Genomic DNA, 18887 nt, shown 5'->3' with positions numbered 1-18887 from the left:
TTCAGCGCCCAACAAGTGGAAGTGTGAAGCATGGTTCGAAGATTTTTTGCGGACGCCCCTGATTTCAAATTGGATTTTGACGCACTGGTGGAAGCGCGGCGCGAAGCCGACGAGGATGTCTCGGTGGTCGTGCGCGAGGTGATCGCGGCTGTTCGCCGGGACGGCGACGATGCGTTGCGCGCCTATACTTGGAAGTGGGATCGGCACGACCTCGACCAGACCGGATGGACGATCGGCCGCGACGTTTGCGAGAGGGTGTTCCGCGACCTCGACCCTGACTTGCGTATGGCCCTGGAACTTGCCGCGCGGCGGATTGCCACCTACCATGAAAGGCAGTTGCCCACGGACAGCGACTATGTGGACGGTGCTGGCGTCCGGCTCGGCGCGCGATGGCGGGCAGTGGAAAGCGCCGGTATCTATGTGCCGGGGGGCCGAGCCACTTATCCCTCATCGGTGCTGATGAACGCGATTCCTGCCGCCGTTGCGGGCGTAAGTCGCGTGGTGATGGCGACCCCGATGCCCGATGGCATCGCCAACCCGCTGGTGCTGGCGGCGGCCTACCTCGCCGGCATTGACGAGGTGCGTCCGATTGGCGGTGCACAAGCGGTCGCCGCGCTGGCTTACGGCACTGGGTCGATCCCACGCGTCGATGTCATCACCGGTCCGGGCAATGCCTGGGTCGCCGAAGCCAAGCGGCAGGTTTACGGTGTCGTGGGAATCGACATGGTCGCGGGTCCATCCGAGATTGTCGTCCTGGCGGATGGAGCGAACGATGCGGATTGCATCGCCGCCGACCTTCTCAGTCAGGCCGAACATGATCCGACGAGCCAGTCGATCCTCATCACCAACGATCGGGCCTTCGCCGACCACGTCGCTGCGGCGGTCGAAGTGCAACTCGGCACCCTCGCCACTTCGGCGGTGGCGCGTTCCTCGTGGGAAGCGCATGGCGCGATCATTGTCGTCCCTGCTCTCGACGATGCCATACCACTCATCGATGCGCTTGCGCCCGAACATCTCCAGATCGCCACCCCTCGACCTCGCCATCTTTTTGACCGTGTCGCACATGCTGGCTCGGTCTTTCTCGGCCAGCATACGCCGGAAGCTATCGGCGACTATATCGCTGGCCCCAATCACGTCCTGCCAACAGGGCGCCGGGCGCGGTTCGCCTCAGGACTATCGGTGCTTGATTTCATGAAGCGCACCAGCGTTATCGAGCTGGACGAACGGGCTTTACGAGAACTCGGTCGTGCAGCCGTGACCCTTGCCGAGGCTGAAGGACTGCCCGCCCATGCTGCATCTGTGGGTCGCCGTCTTGAATGGAATAGCCGTTCTTACAATCGGAGTTAAGGTGCACGAACATGCGCTCTTCCCATTTGACGATGCAATATTGATGAACGCAAGTCCCTTTTGTTGCGAATGCGAATTGTTTGCGCTACGTGGGTGATGTTGAATTGGACCTTGGGCTTCTTAGAAGCAATCGAAATCAGGGATATATGCATGCGTTTTCGCTTGACGGGATTGACTGCGGCGGCTCTCGGCTCGAGCGGCTTTGGGGTAACGCCAGCTGGCGCGCAGACGATTGACCTTTCGTTCACGCTGCCGCGATTGTCGGTTGCCGAATATCATCGCCCCTATGTGGCGGTCTGGCTGGAGAAGGCGGGCAGCGCTCCCCGGACCCTCAGCATTCTCTATGATGTCGACAAGCGCAACAATGCGGGCGCCAAATGGCTGCGCGACGTGCGTCTTTGGTGGCGTGCTGCCGGACGAATGCTCAGTGTTCCTGCCGACGGCGTGAGCGGCGCAACCCGTCCGGCCGGATCGCATACGCTCAGCTTCACCGCCGGTCGGGGAGGTATGCCCGCGCTGACACCGGGGAACTATGTCCTCGTCGTCGAAGCAGCACGCGAGGCCGGTGGACGCGAAGCGGTGCGTCTGCCCTTCACCTGGTCGGGAACCCAGGCAACTGCATCGACGAGCGGCAAGTTCGAGCTTGGCCGCGTCTCACTGAACGCCCGGCGTTAAGGGGGAGCTATGCCTGTGAAGATGATCCGCACGTCGATCCTGTCGGCCCTCGCCATGGGAGCCGCGCTTGCGCCGATCGCTGTCGAGGCAGCGCCCCGGTCGTGGATGCTTCCTTCCGAGACCATGTTCGTCGGTAGCGGCGACGAATGGCTGACGGTCGATGCGGCCCTATCGACGGACCTCTATTATTTCGATCACGCCGTGCAGAATTGGGAACCGTTCGCGCTCGCGCCGGATGGCAGCAAGGTAGCGGTCGAGAACAGCGCGAAGGGCCGCCTGCGTCAGACTTTCGATGTCCATGTCGTGCAGCCCGGCACCTACAAGATCGCAATCGTTTCTGAATCGGTGAGCGGCAGCTACCTGCTGAACGGAGAACGGAAGATGCTTCCGCGCGGGACCACGCCTGCAACGCTCGCTCAAGCTGTGCCCGCCGGGGCGACCGATGTATGGAGCGCGGTCAATACGAGCCGCATCGAGACCTTTGCGACCGCTGGAGAGCCGACCACCGCGGTTTTCAAGCCGACCGGCAAGGGACTTGAGATGGTTCCGGTTACGCACCCTACCGAACTGGCGAGCGGCGAGGCTGCCACTTTCCAGTTCCTGCTTGATGGCAAGCCGGCGGCCGACCTTTCCGTGAGCGCGGTAAACGGTGGCGTTCGCTATCGCGATGGCATTCAGCAGCTTGATCTCACGACCGATGCCGAGGGCAAGGTCACGATCACTTGGCCGGACGCCGGTATGTGGTGGGTAAACGTCGCCAGCGGCGGTGGACGGAGCGCGGCCGGCCCCGGTGGTTCTGCGCCCCAAGCCAGTGCCAAGGCTGAACAGCCACTGGCTGCTGGTAATCTGCCCGGAGGCGAAGGAGCACCGCGCCCGATTGCGCCACCGCGGCCACGATCGTCTTATTCCATGACTGTCGAAGTTCTTCCGTCATAGACTCGACTGCGGCGGCGGCCCATCCGAATTGATTCGAATGTGCAAGCATTAGGGCGGTGTTACAGCGTAAATGTAGTGTTCATCATCGCGGGTCACCACATACCGTTGGTTTCCGCCGAAAATGACCTATAAACCGCCTTTGCTACGCCAGCGTAGTGACAACGGCGATCGATGACGGTCATGGAGTTCAAATCGATTGCGGAGATTCTGGCTACGTATCCGCGACCAGCATTCCGAAGGGACGGTGCAGTCTGACCGGCTTGATATTTGCTGGATCACAATGCCGATGCCCATCCGGGCACCGGCATTGCGTTTGCCTACGAGGTCGCCAACTTGGCCTTTGGCATGGGACCGATCTTCAGGCGGGCTGTCCAAGCCGTAATCGCCGGCAGCACCAGCCTGGCCTTCGGCCGCCGGCAGCATGACCGGGATGACGCCAAGCGTTTCAAGATCGTCGCGCTGGGCATCCGGCAAGCGGACCACCACCGCGAACCGCCGATCGCCCTCGAACAGGGCGATCGAGGGTTTCAAGGCAATCTCGCGCTACTTGTAGATTGAGCCAGCGGGCGCCGATGCTCATCAGGCGATGAGGAGTAATCTCCAGAACACAATAAGGTTCGTTTATCGATAAATATCCTATCCAGGGGGATGGGATGATGCGAAAGCTCATGCTAAACGCCACGCCATGACCTCTCTTGCAGACCTGCTTCAACAAAGCGCCGCCCATGCGTGGCTGTTTGTGCCTACCGCCATCTTGCTCGGCGCGCTGCACGGGCTCGAACCGGGCCATTCGAAGACGATGATGGCGGCCTTCATCATCGCGGTCAGGGGAACAGTGCGCCAGGCCGTGCTGCTGGGTTTGGCGGCGACGCTCTCCCATACGGTCGTGGTCTGGGTCGTGGCGCTCGGCGGCATGTGGCTGTTCGGCGGCCTCAACGCGGAAGCGACCGAACCCTATTTCCAGCTCGCATCCGGCGTGCTGATCGTCGTGATCGCCGCCTGGATGCTATGGCGCACCCGCCGCGAGCAGATTGCAGCCGAACACTATCACCACGATCATGGGCACCATCACGGCCACTCCCACGGCCACGGGCATAATCATCACGGCGATCACGACCACCATGAACATGAAGAATTCGAGGAAGCCGAGGAACGCGGCCTGGAGGTTGCGACCGGCGGCTTTGTCGATGCGCACGAAATGGCCCATGCAGAGGACATCCGGCGCCGCTTCGCGAACAGCAATGTCACCACCGGCCAGATCATCCTGTTCGGCCTGACCGGCGGTCTGATCCCATGCCCGGGCGCGATCACCGTGCTGCTGCTCTGCCTCCAGCTCCAGCGGCTCGCGCTGGGCGCCGTGCTGGTGTTGTGCTTTAGCATCGGGCTTGCCATCACCATGGTCGCGTCGGGCGTCATCGCCGCGATCGGCGTCAAGCAGGTGACGAAGCGCTGGAGCGGTTTTGGCGAGATCGTCCGCAAGGCGCCCTATGTTTCGGGTGGGGTCATCCTGATCGTCGGCCTCTATGTCGCCGTTCACGGATGGATCGCGCTACCGCATTGAGCAGGACATTTGCATGAGCCATGCCGCCAATCCCGATCTTCTCAACCGCCTGAAGCGCGCGCAGGGCCATCTCGCCAAGATCGTCGAAATGGTTGCCGAAGGCCGGGACGGCCTCCAGATCGCGCAGCAGATGCAGGCGGTGGTCGCTGCGCTCGACAAGACCAAGACACTGCTGGTCAGCGATCATATCGAACATCATCTGGAGGAACTGGTCGGGCCGTTGCCCAAGGCGACGCGCGACGAACTGGCTAAGCTGGGTGAACTGGCCAAATATCTCTGACGCCGCCGTGCTTCAGCGCTGGGGCTGCGCGAGATTCAGTTTGAGCGCCCAGATCGCGGCGGGATGACCATGGGCCGGAACCGCCACGAACAATCGGTCCAGCTCCGGCACATAGAGCCCGGTGCGTGCGCCGCCAGCAGTTTGCGCCCACGCGCTCTGTCCATCGGCGCCGATCACATCGACATGGCCGGCGCCGCAGACCAGCAGGATATGATCGCGCACCAGGAATAGATCGTCGGCATCACCGCAAGCTGATCCGAGGGAGAGCGTTTGGCCGCTCGCTGTATCGATCGTCGCCAGCGCCGCCGGGAGCCGATAGGCGATCACGATCCGGTTGCCTGACGGCTCGACCGCCATCGGGAAGTTAAGCCGGTGCAGTCCGGTCGGCCAGCGTGCCAGTTGTTTTCCCTGGTCGATGTCGGCCGCGATCACCGAGCCGTCATCGGGGATATTGATATAGGCGCGCGATCCGGACAGCCGAAACCCCTCCGGATGGCCGGGCAGCGCCAATCGGGCGAGAACCGTGTGACGGACGGGATCGATCGTGGCGAGGCCGCCCTTGCCATAGCCGACGATGACATGGCCGTTGCGCGGATCGACCCGCACATTGTCGGCATCGTCCTCAAGCGCGATCCGCGCCCGCTCGTGAAGCTCTGTGTCATAGAAGCGGACCGAGCCGTCACCGCAGGCGACCACCAATTCGTGGGTCGCCGGAAGCCAGGCGACGCCCTGCGGTTCGCCAAGGCCGGCGATGCGGCCGATGACCTTGCCGGCCTCAAGATCGACCTCATCGACCGTGCCGTTGGCGATCTCGGCAACGAACAGCCGATGGTCCGCCAGATCGACCGCCAGATGGTCGATGCGCCCCCTGGTGTCGGGGAGCGAGATCGTTCGCTCCAGCACGAGAGGGGAGTGCGGATCGGTCGGTTGTGCCTGGCTGCACCCCGGCAGCGCCAGCAGCAGTGCCGCTGCACATCCCCTCCAGGGTTTCATCGCTGCGCCCTAGTTCGCCGCGACCGCGACATGGCTGAGCGCGGCGGTCAACCCGCGCGCGAGCTTCTGCGCGTCGTCATTGGCCCAGAAGTGCATGAAGAACAGGCGCGGCTCGTCGTCGAGCATGTGGTTGTGGAGCGCCGTCACCTCGATCCCGTTCTGCCGCAACTCGCGCAGCACCGGATTGACCTCCGACGCTGTCAGCACGAAGTCGCCGGTGATCGCCGCCTTGCCGCCGCCGGTTGGCTGGAAGTTGATGGCGATGGCCGCGCCCATCGCGGGCGGTAACGCCATCCCACCATCGCGCGGTGCCTCGGCACGGGGAATGCCGAATGCATAGACGCCGCCGCCGATCTTGCCCTTGTGGCCCATGATGCGGTCGAGCGCGGCGGTGTCGAGGTCGATCGTCTCCGGCGCGGCGGGGCTTGCCGCCGGAGGCGCGGACAAGGGCGTGCCGCTCAGCGCCAGCGCATCGTGCAGCACCTTGGCGAGTTGCGCCGGATCGCCATGCCCGGCGATGTGCATATACATGGTGTGGGGTGTGTTCCGCAGCAGATGGTTGTGGAGCGCGGTGATCTCGATTCCGCCGGCGACAAGCTTGGCCATCACCGGATTCACTTCGGTATCGGTGAGCACCAGATCGCCCATGACCATCGCCTGACCCCCGCCATGCGGTACGAACGCCAGCCAGGAGCCGAGCGCCAGCGCCGGTTTCAAGGTCACGCCGTCGAGCACCACATGCAGGTCGCTGCGCGGCAGGCCGATGCGATAGACACCGCCCGGCATCTCGGCGCCCGGTTTGCCGATGGCGGTGGCGACCGCCTGTTCCCAGGGTTCAGCCGCCAATGCGGGCGAACTCAGAGCGAGAAGCCCCAACAGGCCGAACGTGGTGATACGCTTCATCATGATCTCCTTGAGCAGCAGCGGGATCATTGGACCACGCCTGACAGATAGAGGGCCGCACCGATCGCGGAACTTGCCGCGAGGACCGGGATCATCCCGACCTTGAACCGGAACACGGCTATCGCGGCGCCGGCGGCCAGCAGCGCCGCCGGGAGGTAAAGCGAGGTCAGAACCGGGAAGTCGAAGGCGAACCGCGCGACCCGGACCACCCGCACGTCCTGGAACAAGGTGTGGATCGCAAACCAGACGGCAAGGTTGAGGATCACGCCCACGACGGCCGCCGTGATCGCGCTGAGTGCGGCCGAGAGCGTCCGGTTGCCGCGCAACTGCTCGACGAACGGCGCACCCGCGAAGATCCACAGGAAGCAGGGCATGAACGTCACCCATGTCGTCAGGATCGCGCCCAGCGTGGCCGCGACCAATTGCGGCAATGCGCCCGCATCGCGAAACGCCGCGAGGAAGCCGACGAACTGCGTGACCATGATCAGCGGCCCCGGCGTCGTCTCGGCCAGGCCAAGGCCGTCGAGCATCTCGCCGGGCCTGAGCCAATGATAGGTGCCTACCGCTTCCTGCGCGACATAAGCCAGCACGGCATAAGCGCCGCCGAATGTAACCATCGCCATCTGGCTGAAGAAGGTTGCGATGCGCGTGAACACGTCATCGGGGCCGAGAAGCACCAGCAGCGCGATGACCGGCGCGAGCCAAAGGAACAGGAATGTCCCGGAAATCTTGAGCGACCAGCCAAGGTTGGGCTTGGCATGATCCGGCAGGCTTTCGCCGAGCGCGGTATCGCGGTCATGGACGACATTCCCGCCCGCGCTCCCATGTCCGCCGCCGCCCTTGAAGGCCGACAAGCCCAGCCGTCCGCCGACATAGCCGCCGATGCCCGCCGCTAGGACGATCAGCGGAAAAGGCGCATTGAGGAAAAAGATCGCGACAAAGGCGGCCGCCGCGATCCCGCGCATGACGTTGTTCTTGAGAGCACGCGATCCGACCCGCACCACCGCCTGGATCACCACCGCGAGGACCGCCGCCTTCAAGCCGAAGAACAACCCGGTGATCAGCGGCACATGGCCGAGCAGCACATAGAGATAACTGAGGCCCAGGATTGCGAGGAAGCCGGGCAGCACGAACAGTCCGCCTGCGACCAGACCGCCCTTGGTCTTGTGAAGCAGCCAGCCGATATAGGCGGCAAGCTGCTGCGCTTCGGGGCCGGGCAGCAACATGCAATAGTTGAGCGCGTGCAGAAAGCGCTCCTCACCGATCCAGTGCTTCTCCTCGACGAGGATGCGGTGCATTACCGCGATCTGGCCAGCGGGGCCGCCGAAGCTCAGCGATGCGATCCGCGCCCAGACGCGCACGGCTTCACCAAATGTGATGCCGTGATCCGGCGTGCCTGCTTCGCTGCCTACGGGCAGTTCCGTCACCGCGCCGCTCATGGCCGCACCTGCGCTTTGGCGCGGGCTTTCGCGGGCTGGTGCGAGACCCAATTATGGGTTTCGTCGGTCGCGTCGCGGCACCAGCGATAGAAGGCGTCGTAGAGGAGCATCCCGGCCTCGAGCTGTTCCTGATCGTCGGCATACATGCGCGACAGGCCGAGCGAGGCGGCAAGCAACCCGTCCGCTTCGGGCACGAGGTCGGGGCGGCCGGTATCGGCACCGCGCACGATCGGCGCGAGGCGTTTGAGTGACTCATGACCGCTGAGGCCGAATGCCTCGACCATGACGTCGAAGGTGCATAGCTCACCCCGATGGCTCCAAGTGACGCCTTCGCCTTCGATGTCGAAGGGAGCGGCGCCAAAGCGCTCGGCGACGCCCTGAACCTCGGAGGGCGCCACGAACAGGAAGATCGCGCTCGGATCGATGAAGCGGCGGATCAGCCACGGGCAGGCGATCCGGTCCACCTTGGGGCGACCGCGCGTCACCCAGACGGTCCGTCCCTCGGCATCGCGGGGCGGCAGCACGGTGTTCGGCACCATTGGAAGACCAGAGTTCGCCCATCCGGCCACACCGCCCTCCAGCGCCTCCGCTGACACGCCGTCGTGGCGCAGCCGGGCGGCGACGCCTTGGCTCAGCGATCCACCGTCCCGACAAGCAACAACGACCGACTGGCCGTGGAATGCTCGTGCCCAGGCGCTGACATCGCTGGCGGACCTTCGCAACGATCCAGGGATCAGCAGCGGTTCGGCCGAGAATTCCTCCTCGGGTCGAACGTCGATCAAAACAGGCCCGGTCGGAATACCGACCAAGCGAACGAGTTTATCCGGTGAGATCGTGTTGAGAACAGACATGATGCGTCCTTGTTGAAAGTAGGACGCGATTCTTGAGCCTGTCGCCTCGTGGGGAGACCGCGATCCCCATATTCAAATCATGGCAAATGCCGCATGGACGGTCAATCCTTTCGATGTGATGGTTTGCCGCAGGGTGATCGTTCCTCGACGGATGAGTAAAACGGTTCCTTTAGGTCATAGCGCTGGGGGCAATCCGGGGACGAAGGAAGGCGATCATTTGCGTTAAATGGCGGCTCTAGGGTAGTAGAAGCGGCGATTCATATTCATCGCTTTCGTCCGCCTTGGGGCACCACTTTCCCCATCCGCAGACATCCGTCGACGTCGCGCAAGTGGCTGGGGAAACTGCGCTTTTTCGAATATCTTTTCCGACGAAATTTGGGCGGGTTTGCCGAGATACCATCAGTTTTGCTGGTATAATTCGGCAGTGGATTCGCCCGTTTTCGAACGGAGATACCATCATGGCTCTTACCGCACTCGCGATCAGGAATGCGCAGCCCCGGGCGAAGCCCTACAAGCTCAACGACGAGCGATCTCTCTTCCTCCTGGTAATGCCGAACGGCGCCAAATACTGGCGCGTCGGCTATCGCTTCCTCGACAAGCAGAAGACCCTCGCTCTTGGCGTCTGGCCGGAAGTCAGCCTCGCAGAAGCGCGAGACAAGCGCGACTCCGCGCGAAAGATGATCGCCGACGGTGTCGACCCGATGGTCGAGAAGAAGCGCCGGAAGCTGCGTGCGCAGATCGACGCCAATGTCACGTTCAAGGGCGTCGCCGAGGAATGGTTCGTCAAGATCACCCGCGAGGAGCGGGCGGAAGTAACGCTCAGCAAGGTCCGATGGCTGCTGGAGAAGGTCTATCCGTTTCTCGGCCATCTCCCGCTTCACGAGATCGAGGTGCAGGAGGTGCTGGCGGTCCTGCGCAAGATCGAGGCGACCGGCCGCTATGAGAGCGCGCGACGTATGCGCAGCGTGATCAGCCGCGTCTTTCGGTACGGCATCGCCACGGGGCGAGCGAAGGTCGACGTCGCCCGTGACCTGCGCGGCGCGATCATCGTTCCCAAGACCAGGCACTTCGCCGCGATCACCCGCCCGAAGGAGGTCGGCAAGCTGCTCCGGGACATCGACGATTGCCCCGGATACGCGATCACCAGGCTCGCGCTGCGGATGACGCCGCATGTCTTCGTGCGCCCCGGGGAGCTGCGCCGCGCCGAATGGAGCGAGTTCGACCTGGAGCGCGCGGTGTGGTCGATCCCGGCGGAAAAGATGAAGATGCGCTGGCCGCATCAGGTGCCGTTGTCGCGCCAGGTGCTCGACCTGCTCGACGAGATCCGACCGCTGACCGGCCACAGCCCTTATGTCTTCCCGGCTTCCCATACCTGGAAGCGCCCCATGTCGGAGAATACCGTCACCTTCGCGCTCCGGCGGATGGGCTATAGCGGCAGCGAGATGACCGCGCATGGCTTCCGCGCGATGGCGGCCACGCTGCTCAACGAGATGGGACTATGGAATCCTGATGCGATCGAGCGGCAACTTGCGCACATGGAGAATAACGGCGTGCGACGCGCCTACGCCCGCGGACAATATTGGGAGGAGCGCGTGCGGATGATGCAACACTGGTCCGATTATCTCGATCAACTCCGCAACGGCGACAATGGGAGCGACAAATCATCCGGTGACGGAAAGGTGGTGACCATCGATTTCGGCGGGCGAGCCAGGCGCCAAAACCAGTGAGCAAATTACGTAGCTGCCTACGGCTTTGCCGCCCCATTCTCACCGTTTGGGCCGGAGGCAAGCGATGCTGAAAACCGCCGGTCATTTGGCTGGTCCGTAAGTGGAGCTATTGGAAGACGGCTCGATCGCACCGATAATGCACGATTATGCGATCTTTATGATCTTATTTAGGCTCAGCGTACGCAAGAACGAACCTTATTGCAAAGGATCATTATGATCGCTTATATAGTCCTTACGCTACTCAAACCAAGATAAGGATCGCATTTCCGTGCCTAATGATGAGATCGCGCAGCAACCCATTGCCAATGTGCTCGCAACGCTTGGAGAGCGGATCGAGAAATACCGTCTGTCACGCAATCTGCGCCAGCAGGATATAGCGGACGCAGCCGGAATCCGGCGGGGAACCGTTGGTAAACTGGAAAAGGGAGGTGGCACGATCGAGACGCTGGCGCGCGTGCTGCGCGCACTCGACATCGGAGATCGCTTGCTGGACGTCGTACCCGACGCACGCCTGAGCCCGATGGATGCACACACGACGCGAGGCACCGAGCGTGAGCGCGCGCGCCCGCAAGAGCCGGACGGGGGCGATGTGCCCTGGTCCTGGGGGAAGGAATAATCGGTGCCGGACGTTACACGTGCGGAAGTCTGGCTATGGGGCCGACAGATCGGTGCGGTCCTCTGGGACGATCAGCGCCAGCTCGGATCGTTCGAATATGATCCGAAATTTCTGACGTCGCGGATCGAGATCGCGCCGCTTACGGTGCCGCTGCGCGCGGGCGTGTTCGATTTCCCCAACCTGTCGCGCGAGACGTTCAAGGGTCTGCCGGGATTTCTGTCGGACAGCTTGCCCGACAAGTTCGGCAATCTGCTCATCGACCGCTGGCTTGCCGAGCAGGGCCGGGCTGCGAGCAGCATGAACCCGGTCGAACGGCTCTGCTACACGGGCGTACGCGGGATGGGTGCACTCGAATTCCGTCCAGCCAAAGCCGATGTCGATCGCAAGAGCGAGCCTGTCGAGATCGCGCACCTGGTCGATCTGGCCTCGGCGATCCTGACCCAGCGCGAGGCGCTCAAGGGCCAGCTGGATGGCAAGCACGATGCAGCCGCACTCCAGGAGATCCTGAAGGTCGGCACTTCGGCCGGTGGCGCGCGAGCAAAGGCCGTGCTGGCCTGGAACCCGACCACCGGCGAATTTCGATCGGGCCAGGTACAGGTGACCGAGGGGTTCGAATCCTGGCTGCTCAAATTTGACGGTGTCGCCGACAATGGCGACAAGGAACTGGCCGACCCGAAAGGCTTCGGTCGCCTGGAATATGCCTGCTATCTTGCCGCGCGCGACGCCGGCATCGAGATGATGCCGTGCCGGCTACACGAAGAAGGCGGACGCGCGCACTTCATGACCAGGCGTTTCGACCGCACCGGGAGCGGCGGCAAGATTCACATGCTGTCGCTCGGTGCCATGCGGCACTTCGATTTCAACCTGGCTCGTGCGTATTCCTACGAGCAGGCGATCGAGACGATCCGCAAGCTTGGCCTCGGACAGAAAGCGATCGAAGAACAGCTGCGCCGGGCCTATTTCAACATCCTGATTCGCAACCAGGACGACCATGTGAAAAACATCGCCTTCCTGATGGACCAACAGGGTGCGTGGCGCCTGTCACCCGCATTCGATGTGGCGTATGCGCACAATCCGTCGGGGCCGTGGACGAGCGAGCATCAGATGTCGCTCAACGGCAAGACCACCGATTTCACCCTCGACGATCTGCTCGCATTTGCCAGCTTCTGCGACGTCAAGTCGACCCGCGCGAAAACCATCCTGGAGAAGGCCCATAAGGCGGTCGCGGACTGGGATCGCCATGCGCATGTCGCGGCCGTCCCAATAGACCTTTCCAGGCGCGCCAAGGCTGCATTTCGCACTGCCATCGTCGCAGCTGGCTGATTCACGCCGATATACAAGGGCCGCCGGCTTACTCGTCCTTGGTATCAACTTCGCTCGAACAGTCGCTTCAGGCTGGGATAGAGGATGAAGGTCGATCGCCCGATCTTCATCGTCTCGATCGTCCCGTCGTTGATCAGCTCGTAGATCGTCGACCGGCAGATTCCGGTCAGCTTGACCGCGGTGGCAATCCGCACGCTGATCGGCTCCAGGGTGTGAGCGACCGGTGGTCCCTGTCCTTCCCATCCACCTGTATTCCCATGCATGTCGTTCTTCATCACGCTATCCTCCGTAAGAGCCAGTTTTCGATGTCGGTTTGCCGGCGGGCGCGGTCGACCGGCGGCAAGGCGGCTGCAAAGCGGGAGACGCCGGAGCCGTCGAAGCTGTCGGCGCCGGCCGCCATGCAGAGGCGGACACGGCGGGCGCTGTTGACGCGTCCCACATGGCAGATCGAACCGTGCGCATGCGCAAGGCGCGCCCAGCGACCCATGGTCGCCAGCTTCCATGAAGTGTCGCCACCCACGAAGACGCCGACCCCGGGACCCGGCAGGTGACGCACCTCCTCGGGGTGCATCCCGTTCTGCACGGCGATCAGGAAGGTCTGGCCGGCCAGTGCCCTGCGGTGTCGGAGCCGCTCGAGCCACTTCTGCGAGAAGCGCAGGGATGCGGAGCCGCCCATGACGATGTCCGGAAGGACGATCCAGTCGGCACCGGGTCGGAGGAGGGCGACCGCCCGCTCGAAGGCCGCCTCGTCGAAGGGCTCCTTCCTCTGGAAGGACGTCCATGCGCCGTTGTCGAGCGCGTACCGGAAGCCTTCGGTGCGCAGCACGCCGCGGGCGGAGACCATCAGTCGCCATCCGGCGGCGCGCAGTGCGTCGAGATTGCGGCGCGTGCCGGTGCGCGATGCACAGGCGAGCATCATCGGCCGCCTCCGGCCGGCGGGCGCCGCGAGCGGGCGAACGCCCTGTCGCTTTCGAGAAAGGCGGCGAGCATTGCCGGAATCAGGTCAGCGACCGGCTCCTCCCGGCCATAGGCCTGGGCATAGAGCACCGCATAATCGTTGAGCGCCTGGTGGAGGTCCGGCGTCACCGAGATGCCGAGCTTGACCGGGGTGCGGTCAGGCAATTGTGCGAGTTTGAGATCCGGCATGCTATCGCTCCTGTCCGGGCCACGGCGCGAGGACGATGTCCTTGTGGACGACCACGCGCAGCGGCCAGCCCGGCCGCACCTCGAGGGTCGGCTGGACGTTGAGGTTCCTGGTGACGATCTGGTCACCGGCACGCGACGTTCCCTGCTGCACCGATTCCCGGATGGCGCGCACGAGGTCGCTTTCGCTGTCGCCCAGGCTCAGCCCGGTGCCGACGCCGAGCAGCGTCGACAGCGCCACCCCCTTGAGCAGCTGCCAGGTGTGGGCATCGACCTTGTCGGAGAGCCCGCCATAACCCGCCATGTCGGTTGCCGGCACATTGTCGATACGGATCGAGCGGCCATCGGGCAGGATGATGCGCTGCCATACGACCAGCGCGCGCTTCTGTCCGAACGCCACGACGCTGTCGTAGCTGCCGATCAGGCGAGACCCCTGCGGCACCAGGAGAATGCGGCCGGTGACACTGTCATAGGCGTTCTCGGTAACCTGCGCGGTGACGAGCCCCGGCAGGTCGGAGTTGAGCCCCGTAATCAGGCTCGCGGCGATGATGCTGCCGGCGGTCAGCGTATAAGGTGAGACAGGCGTCACCAGCCTGTGCGGATTGATGTCGCTGGTCGGGTCCTTGCTTGCGAGAAAGTCGGCCTTGCGCTGCTGGTTGCCCGGATCGCGTGCGGGATCGACGGCGATCGTCGCCGGCTGCGCTTCCTGTGCCGGAGCCGGGGCCGGCGCATCGGTGGTCAGAGCAGCGCCGGTTGCGTGCCCGGCAGCGCCGAGCTGCATCATGATGCCGGACTCGCGGGCCGACTTGCGCTCGGCGAGAAGTCGCTGTCGCTCGGCCTCGGCGGCCTGTGCGGCCTGATCCGAAGAGCCGGGAGGCGGCAATCCACCGAGCGCCTCCTGTCGGCGCAGGATCGGGCGCCCGAGATCGCCGGGCAGCGGCGGGCCGAGCCTTGGCACGTCACCATAGCTTTTCGGCGCGCCGGCGAGCGCATCGTCCGGCGCCCGGCTGGCGATATCCTTCTGGTCTCCGGCGCCGGCGACGATCCGGAAGGTTGCGGGCTTGAGCGCGATCCAGGTCACGCCGACGATTGCCGTCGATCCGAGCGCTGCGATCGCGATGATCACGGCGCGCCGAAAGCGGATGATCCGGCTCGGGCCGCCGCGCAGCACGAGCGTCTCGGGGTCGACTTTCGGAGCGGCCGCCGCCGCAGGCACGGTCTCGCTCATGACGCCCTCCGGTGCCGGCGCCGGTCGGCGCCTGTACGGCTGATCCGCACCACGGCCTGCTTCTTCGCGCCCAGCCGAAGCTCGGCGGCATCGAACAGCCGGTCGACGACATAGAAGCGACCGGCCATGCGGTAATTGACGAGCTGGGCATCGCCCCGGTCGCCGATGACGAACAGCGGCGGCGCTTCGCCGACGCCGACGCTCGCCGGGAACTCAATGAACGTCTGGTGCCCGTCGTCGAACGCACGCAGCGGCCGCCAGGCCGGCCTGTCGCCGGTCACGACATAGCCGAAGTCGAGGCGCTCGATGGCGAGGCCCGAAGCAACCGGCCTTGCCGCTTCCGCCGACGCCTGCTGGCGGCGGATCGCGATCATCTCGTCCTGCGGATAGGTCCAGGACAAGGCGGCCATGGCGGTGGCCAGCGTACTGTCGAGCTGCAGATGATAGGCGCGCCGGTCGGTCGTGATGACGAGATTGGTCGAGAGCCCGGCGGCGAACGGCTTGACGAGAATATGGACGCGCTTGCTTTCCCCCGCGCCGCTCGTCGTGTCGCCGACCGTCCAGCGTGCGGTGTCACCCGCCGCCACCGAGACGATCGCCTCGCCGGGTTGCAGGGCGATGTCGCTGACCCGCTCGGGCGCGGCGAACAGGCGGTACAGGACGCCCTCGCCATAGGGGTAGACCTGCACGGCGTTGACGAAAGCCGGTGTCGCGGGCTCCCGGGTCGCCTTTGCATTCGCCGTGCGGACCCGAAGCTCGGCCGGCGACGGCTTGTGGCGATGCGGCGCCACGGGGCGCACTACCAAAGGTGGAGCGATGGCGGTCGCCACCGGCGGCGGGCTGGGACTCGTCGTGGCGACCTGAGGCGGCTGGGGCGGCGAGGTTTGCGCGACGGCGGGCATCACGGCGAGCGCGCTCGCCGCAAGCAGGATGCGGTTCATGGACGGTTCTCCGGTTGGGCCTGGGAGGGCTGGCCGAGGCCAGGATCGAGCGGCGACCCGCCGGGCACACCGGAATCCGGCACGGGCGTCGACGCCGTGCCCGGTGCATGGTCGGCAGGGGTCTCGAGCTCGCGGCTCCAGTCGATCGCATCGACATAGAGCCCGAGCGGGTTCCTGCGCAGCGTGTCCGCGTCGCGCGGCGGCTTGAGCAGGACGGTGACGATCGCGGTCCAGCGCGATGTGCCCGCAAGGCTCCCGCGGTCATAGGCGCGCTCGGCCCATTTCACCTGGAAGCTCGTCGCGGACGCGCGGACCACGCTGGTCACCTGGACCGAGACGGTCCTGTCGCCGACATCGGCGAACGGGTTCGCCGAGCGGGCATATTCGCCGAGGAAGATGGCACCGCGCTTCGATGCGAAGTCATAAGCCTGAAGCCAGTTCTCCCGCATCAGCACCGGGTCGAGCGACCGTCCCCGTATGTCGGTGACGAAGCGAGCGAGGAACCAGGCGAGCTGGGGGTCGGTCGGCCGATACTCGGCGGCGGCTGGTGACACCGCCTGCGCCTCGCCGAGGCTGTCGACCGCGACAACATAGGGGACGACGCGGCTCTGCATTGACTGCCAGACCAGCGCGCCCGACAGGCCCGTGGTCAGCGCCAGCCCGCCGAACGCCATCAGCCGCCAGTTACTCGCCTGGGCCCGGGCGGAACCGATCCGTTCGTCCCAGAGCTGGCCGGCCCGCTGATAGGGTGTCTCGGGTTCGTCCGTGCGCCCGTAGCGCTGGACGGCACGTTTGAAGCGCATCAGTCCTTCTCCTTGATGTCGGGGGTCGCGCCGCCGCCGCCGCGATCCGAACCCTGGAGGGCGTGAATCGCCGCCTGGCGATGGTGACGGCGGGATTGCGTGTTCTGGAGGTCGCGCGCCCAACCCGGCATGGCGTCAGACGCAGGAGCCGGTGCTTCCCCGGGGTTCGCCTGCGCGCCCGTCGTGCCGGCATTCCAGGCTGCGCGCTGGCCTTCGCCGGCTGCGGCGCGGAGCCCGAGCCCGCCTCCCATGCGCTGCGCGAGCGCGCCGCGGGCGGCGGTCGCGACACCGCCCATGCCGGCGGCGACCGATTTCGAGCCGGAGGTCTCCTGGCCGAGCTTGTACGCGCTCGACGCCGCCGACCCCATCGAGGTGCCGGCGCGGATTGCGCCGAGACCGGCACCGGCAAGCCCCTTCGCCGCTGCCATGCCCGCGCCGCCGGCGACCGCGAAGCCGCCCGCCGCAAGCGCCGTGGTCGCGACCGCCGAGCCGGCGCCGAGCTGCGGCGCGCCGGAGACAAGCCCGGAGGCGATGCCCGGTCCGAAAATGCCGAGGCCGAACAATGCGAGGCTGGCGAGCACGAGGCTCATCGCCTGGCCGATATCGGGCTCCTTGCCACGGAGCGCGGAGGTGAACTCGGTGAAGAAGCCCGAGCCGATACCGACGATGACGGCGAGCACCATCACCTTGATGCCCGACGAGATGACGTTGCCGAGCACGCGCTCGGCGAGGAAGCTGGTCCGGTTCCATAGCGCGAACGGCACGAGGATGAAGCCGGCAAGCGTCGTCAGCTTGAACTCGAGGATGCAGACAAACATCTGGACCGCGAGGATGAAGAAGGCGACGATCACGATCAGCCAGGCGATCAGGAGCACCATGATCGTCAGGAAATTGTCGAAGAAGGTCGTGAAGCCGAGCAGTTCGCTCGCTTGGTCGAGCAATGGCCAGGCGGCCTGAAAGCCGGTGCCCGCGAGCCTGCCCGGGCGCAGCAGGTCGTCGGCCGAAAGCGTTCCCCCGCCGGCGGTCAGGCCGGCCTGCGCAAACGAGCGATAGATGATGTCGGCAAGAGTCGAGAAGCGGTTCAGGATCAACGCGAATACGCCGATGTAGAGAATCTTCCTGAGGAAGCGGCCGATGATGTCGTCCTCGCCGCCCATCGCCCAGAACAGGCCGGCGAGCGTGATGTCGATGCCGATCAGCACGGATGTCAGGAAGCCGACATCGGGCCCGAGCAGGCCGAACCCGCTGTCGATGTAGCGGATGAAGTCGGCCATGAACCGGTCGATCACGTTGAGGTCGTTCACAGGTTCTTCCCTGGATCTGGGCCCCGTGTGCCGCGGCCGCGGCGGCGGGGCTCGTTCCGCCGCGGCCGGTCTCGCTATTGCCGGGGGGTGTAGGCAGTCCCGGTGCCGAGGAACCTGCGCGTCGCGGCACGCGACGCCTCGGACTCGGTCAGCTGGCGCTGCTTCTCGAGCGCGTCGGCGCGGAACTGCGCGGCCATCATCTGCTGGAGCGCCATGCCCTGCTTGGCGGTGAGCGCGAGCAGCTGGTTGGTGGCCTGGCCGACGGCGAGCGCGCCTTCCGCACCCTGGCTACGTGACGCGATCCCGGCCAGCGCCTCGGCATCCTCGCGCGCCTGCTGCACGATATTGCTCTGGACGGTCATCGTCCGGCGCAGGGCATCGGTGCTCGCGTCGTAGCGCGCCCGGGCAGCCTGCAACCGCTGGTCGCGTGTCGAGGCGGGATCGAAGCGGCGCGGATAGAGCGCCTTCAGCCTGGCCTCGAGCTGGTCCACCTCGAAGTCGACGCTCTGCGCCTGCTGCATCAGCCGGTCGATACCGTCGAGCTTGTCGAGCAGCGCCTGGAGCTGCGGAAAGGCGATGCCCTTCAGGTTCCTGTCCAGCCGGAGCAGCATTTGCGCCTCGTTCTGGAGCGACTGGATCTGGTTGTTGACCTGCTGGAGCGTACGCGCCGCGGTCAGGACAGTCTGACTGTAGTTGCTGGGGTCGAACACCGTGATCTGCGCGTGCGCCGAGGTGGCGAAGCCCATCGTCAGCGAGCCCAGGGCGCCAAGGCCCAGCGCCGTTGCAATCAGGTTCTTGCGGGTGAGGATACGCATCA

The 18887-nt window shown here is 64.9% G+C and carries 21 protein-coding genes; 9 read left to right on the top strand and 12 right to left on the bottom strand.

Going from position 1 to position 18887, the window contains the following annotated elements:
• The first annotated feature begins 30 nt into the window (after positions 1–30).
• The 6 genes from hisD (at position 31) to AC3WT0_RS11495 (ending at position 4799) form a co-directional block, all read left to right on the top strand.
• Positions 31–1347 carry a histidinol dehydrogenase gene (gene hisD, locus AC3WT0_RS11520; RefSeq protein WP_060978295.1) on the top strand — a complete coding sequence of 439 codons (1317 nt, stop codon included), beginning with the start codon at positions 31–33 and terminating at the stop codon, positions 1345–1347.
• Between the two features lie 150 nt (positions 1348–1497).
• On the top strand, positions 1498–2022 hold the full coding sequence (locus AC3WT0_RS11515) for a DUF2271 domain-containing protein (RefSeq protein WP_060978296.1): 525 nt from the start codon (positions 1498–1500) through the stop codon (positions 2020–2022).
• A 9-nt stretch (positions 2023–2031) separates the two neighbouring features.
• Positions 2032–2958: a DUF4198 domain-containing protein gene (locus tag AC3WT0_RS11510; protein WP_223811304.1), complete on the top strand. Its 927-nt coding sequence runs from the start codon at positions 2032–2034 to the stop codon at positions 2956–2958.
• 267 nt (positions 2959–3225) lie between these two features.
• Complete coding sequence (locus tag AC3WT0_RS11505; RefSeq protein WP_060978297.1) at positions 3226–3516, top strand: hypothetical protein; 291 nt, start codon at positions 3226–3228, stop codon at positions 3514–3516.
• 127 nt (positions 3517–3643) lie between these two features.
• Positions 3644–4519, top strand: a complete 876-nt coding sequence (locus AC3WT0_RS11500; protein WP_492753702.1) for a nickel/cobalt efflux transporter — start codon at positions 3644–3646, stop codon at positions 4517–4519.
• Positions 4520–4532: 13 nt separating this feature from the next.
• Positions 4533–4799, top strand: a complete 267-nt coding sequence (locus AC3WT0_RS11495) for a metal-sensing transcriptional repressor (protein WP_060978299.1) — start codon at positions 4533–4535, stop codon at positions 4797–4799.
• A gap of 12 nt (positions 4800–4811) precedes the next feature.
• Here AC3WT0_RS11495 and AC3WT0_RS11490 read toward each other — a convergent pair whose 3' ends face one another.
• From AC3WT0_RS11490 to AC3WT0_RS11475, 4 genes are read right to left on the bottom strand one after another with little or no spacing between them, the layout of a single operon-like run.
• Entirely contained in the window at positions 4812–5792 is a 981-nt protein-coding gene (locus tag AC3WT0_RS11490; RefSeq protein WP_060978300.1) for a YncE family protein, read from the bottom strand.
• A 9-nt stretch (positions 5793–5801) separates the two neighbouring features.
• Positions 5802–6725, bottom strand: a complete 924-nt coding sequence (locus tag AC3WT0_RS11485) for a DUF1259 domain-containing protein (RefSeq protein ID WP_208597921.1) — start codon at positions 6723–6725, stop codon at positions 5802–5804.
• On the bottom strand, positions 6722–8134 hold the full coding sequence (gene chrA / locus AC3WT0_RS11480) for a chromate efflux transporter (protein WP_060978301.1): 1413 nt from the start codon (positions 8132–8134) through the stop codon (positions 6722–6724). The genes AC3WT0_RS11485 and chrA overlap by 4 nt, the downstream gene beginning before the upstream one ends.
• Positions 8131–8985, bottom strand: coding sequence for a chromate resistance protein ChrB domain-containing protein (locus tag AC3WT0_RS11475; RefSeq protein WP_060978302.1), 855 nt, complete (start codon positions 8983–8985; stop codon positions 8131–8133). The genes chrA and AC3WT0_RS11475 overlap by 4 nt, the downstream gene beginning before the upstream one ends.
• A gap of 458 nt (positions 8986–9443) precedes the next feature.
• Between AC3WT0_RS11475 and AC3WT0_RS11470 the strand changes: the two genes are divergently transcribed.
• From AC3WT0_RS11470 to AC3WT0_RS11460, 3 genes are all read left to right on the top strand, one after another.
• Positions 9444–10712 carry a tyrosine-type recombinase/integrase gene (locus AC3WT0_RS11470; protein ID WP_492753733.1) on the top strand — a complete coding sequence of 423 codons (1269 nt, stop codon included), beginning with the start codon at positions 9444–9446 and terminating at the stop codon, positions 10710–10712.
• Positions 10713–10980: 268 nt separating this feature from the next.
• Entirely contained in the window at positions 10981–11328 is a 348-nt protein-coding gene (locus AC3WT0_RS11465) for a helix-turn-helix domain-containing protein (protein WP_492753701.1), read from the top strand.
• A 3-nt stretch (positions 11329–11331) separates the two neighbouring features.
• Positions 11332–12651: a type II toxin-antitoxin system HipA family toxin gene (locus AC3WT0_RS11460; RefSeq protein ID WP_492753700.1), complete on the top strand. Its 1320-nt coding sequence runs from the start codon at positions 11332–11334 to the stop codon at positions 12649–12651.
• 44 nt (positions 12652–12695) lie between these two features.
• Here the strand turns inward: AC3WT0_RS11460 and AC3WT0_RS11455 are convergent, their stop codons facing one another.
• From AC3WT0_RS11455 to trbJ, 8 genes are all read right to left on the bottom strand, one after another.
• Entirely contained in the window at positions 12696–12845 is a 150-nt protein-coding gene (locus tag AC3WT0_RS11455) for a helix-turn-helix domain-containing protein (protein ID WP_492753699.1), read from the bottom strand.
• 80 nt (positions 12846–12925) lie between these two features.
• A complete protein-coding gene (locus AC3WT0_RS11450; protein WP_492753698.1) occupies positions 12926–13570 on the bottom strand; it encodes a hypothetical protein in 645 nt (214 codons plus the stop codon).
• Complete coding sequence (locus AC3WT0_RS11445) at positions 13567–13797, bottom strand: DUF2274 domain-containing protein (protein WP_492753697.1); 231 nt, start codon at positions 13795–13797, stop codon at positions 13567–13569. Before AC3WT0_RS11445 ends, AC3WT0_RS11450 begins: the two co-directional genes overlap by 4 nt.
• Position 13798: 1 nt before the next feature.
• Entirely contained in the window at positions 13799–15022 is a 1224-nt protein-coding gene (locus tag AC3WT0_RS11440) for a TraB/TrbI/VirB10 family type IV secretion system protein (protein ID WP_492753696.1), read from the bottom strand.
• Complete coding sequence (trbG, locus tag AC3WT0_RS11435) at positions 15019–15963, bottom strand: P-type conjugative transfer protein TrbG (RefSeq protein ID WP_492753695.1); 945 nt, start codon at positions 15961–15963, stop codon at positions 15019–15021. The genes AC3WT0_RS11440 and trbG overlap by 4 nt, the downstream gene beginning before the upstream one ends.
• Positions 15960–16766: a conjugal transfer protein TrbF gene (trbF, locus tag AC3WT0_RS11430; RefSeq protein ID WP_492753694.1), complete on the bottom strand. Its 807-nt coding sequence runs from the start codon at positions 16764–16766 to the stop codon at positions 15960–15962. Before trbF ends, trbG begins: the two co-directional genes overlap by 4 nt.
• Positions 16766–18070, bottom strand: coding sequence for a P-type conjugative transfer protein TrbL (gene trbL, locus AC3WT0_RS11425; protein WP_492753693.1), 1305 nt, complete (start codon positions 18068–18070; stop codon positions 16766–16768). The genes trbF and trbL overlap by 1 nt, the downstream gene beginning before the upstream one ends.
• A 74-nt stretch (positions 18071–18144) precedes the next feature.
• Positions 18145–18885 carry a P-type conjugative transfer protein TrbJ gene (gene trbJ / locus AC3WT0_RS11420; protein WP_492753692.1) on the bottom strand — a complete coding sequence of 247 codons (741 nt, stop codon included), beginning with the start codon at positions 18883–18885 and terminating at the stop codon, positions 18145–18147.
• Positions 18886–18887: the final 2 nt, after the last annotated feature.

Source organism: Sphingomonas sp. EU05-FHT14C10, assembly GCF_058790595.1.
The sequence above is the reverse complement of the archived record's forward strand: the minus strand, read 5'-3'. Positions and strand labels throughout refer to the sequence as shown.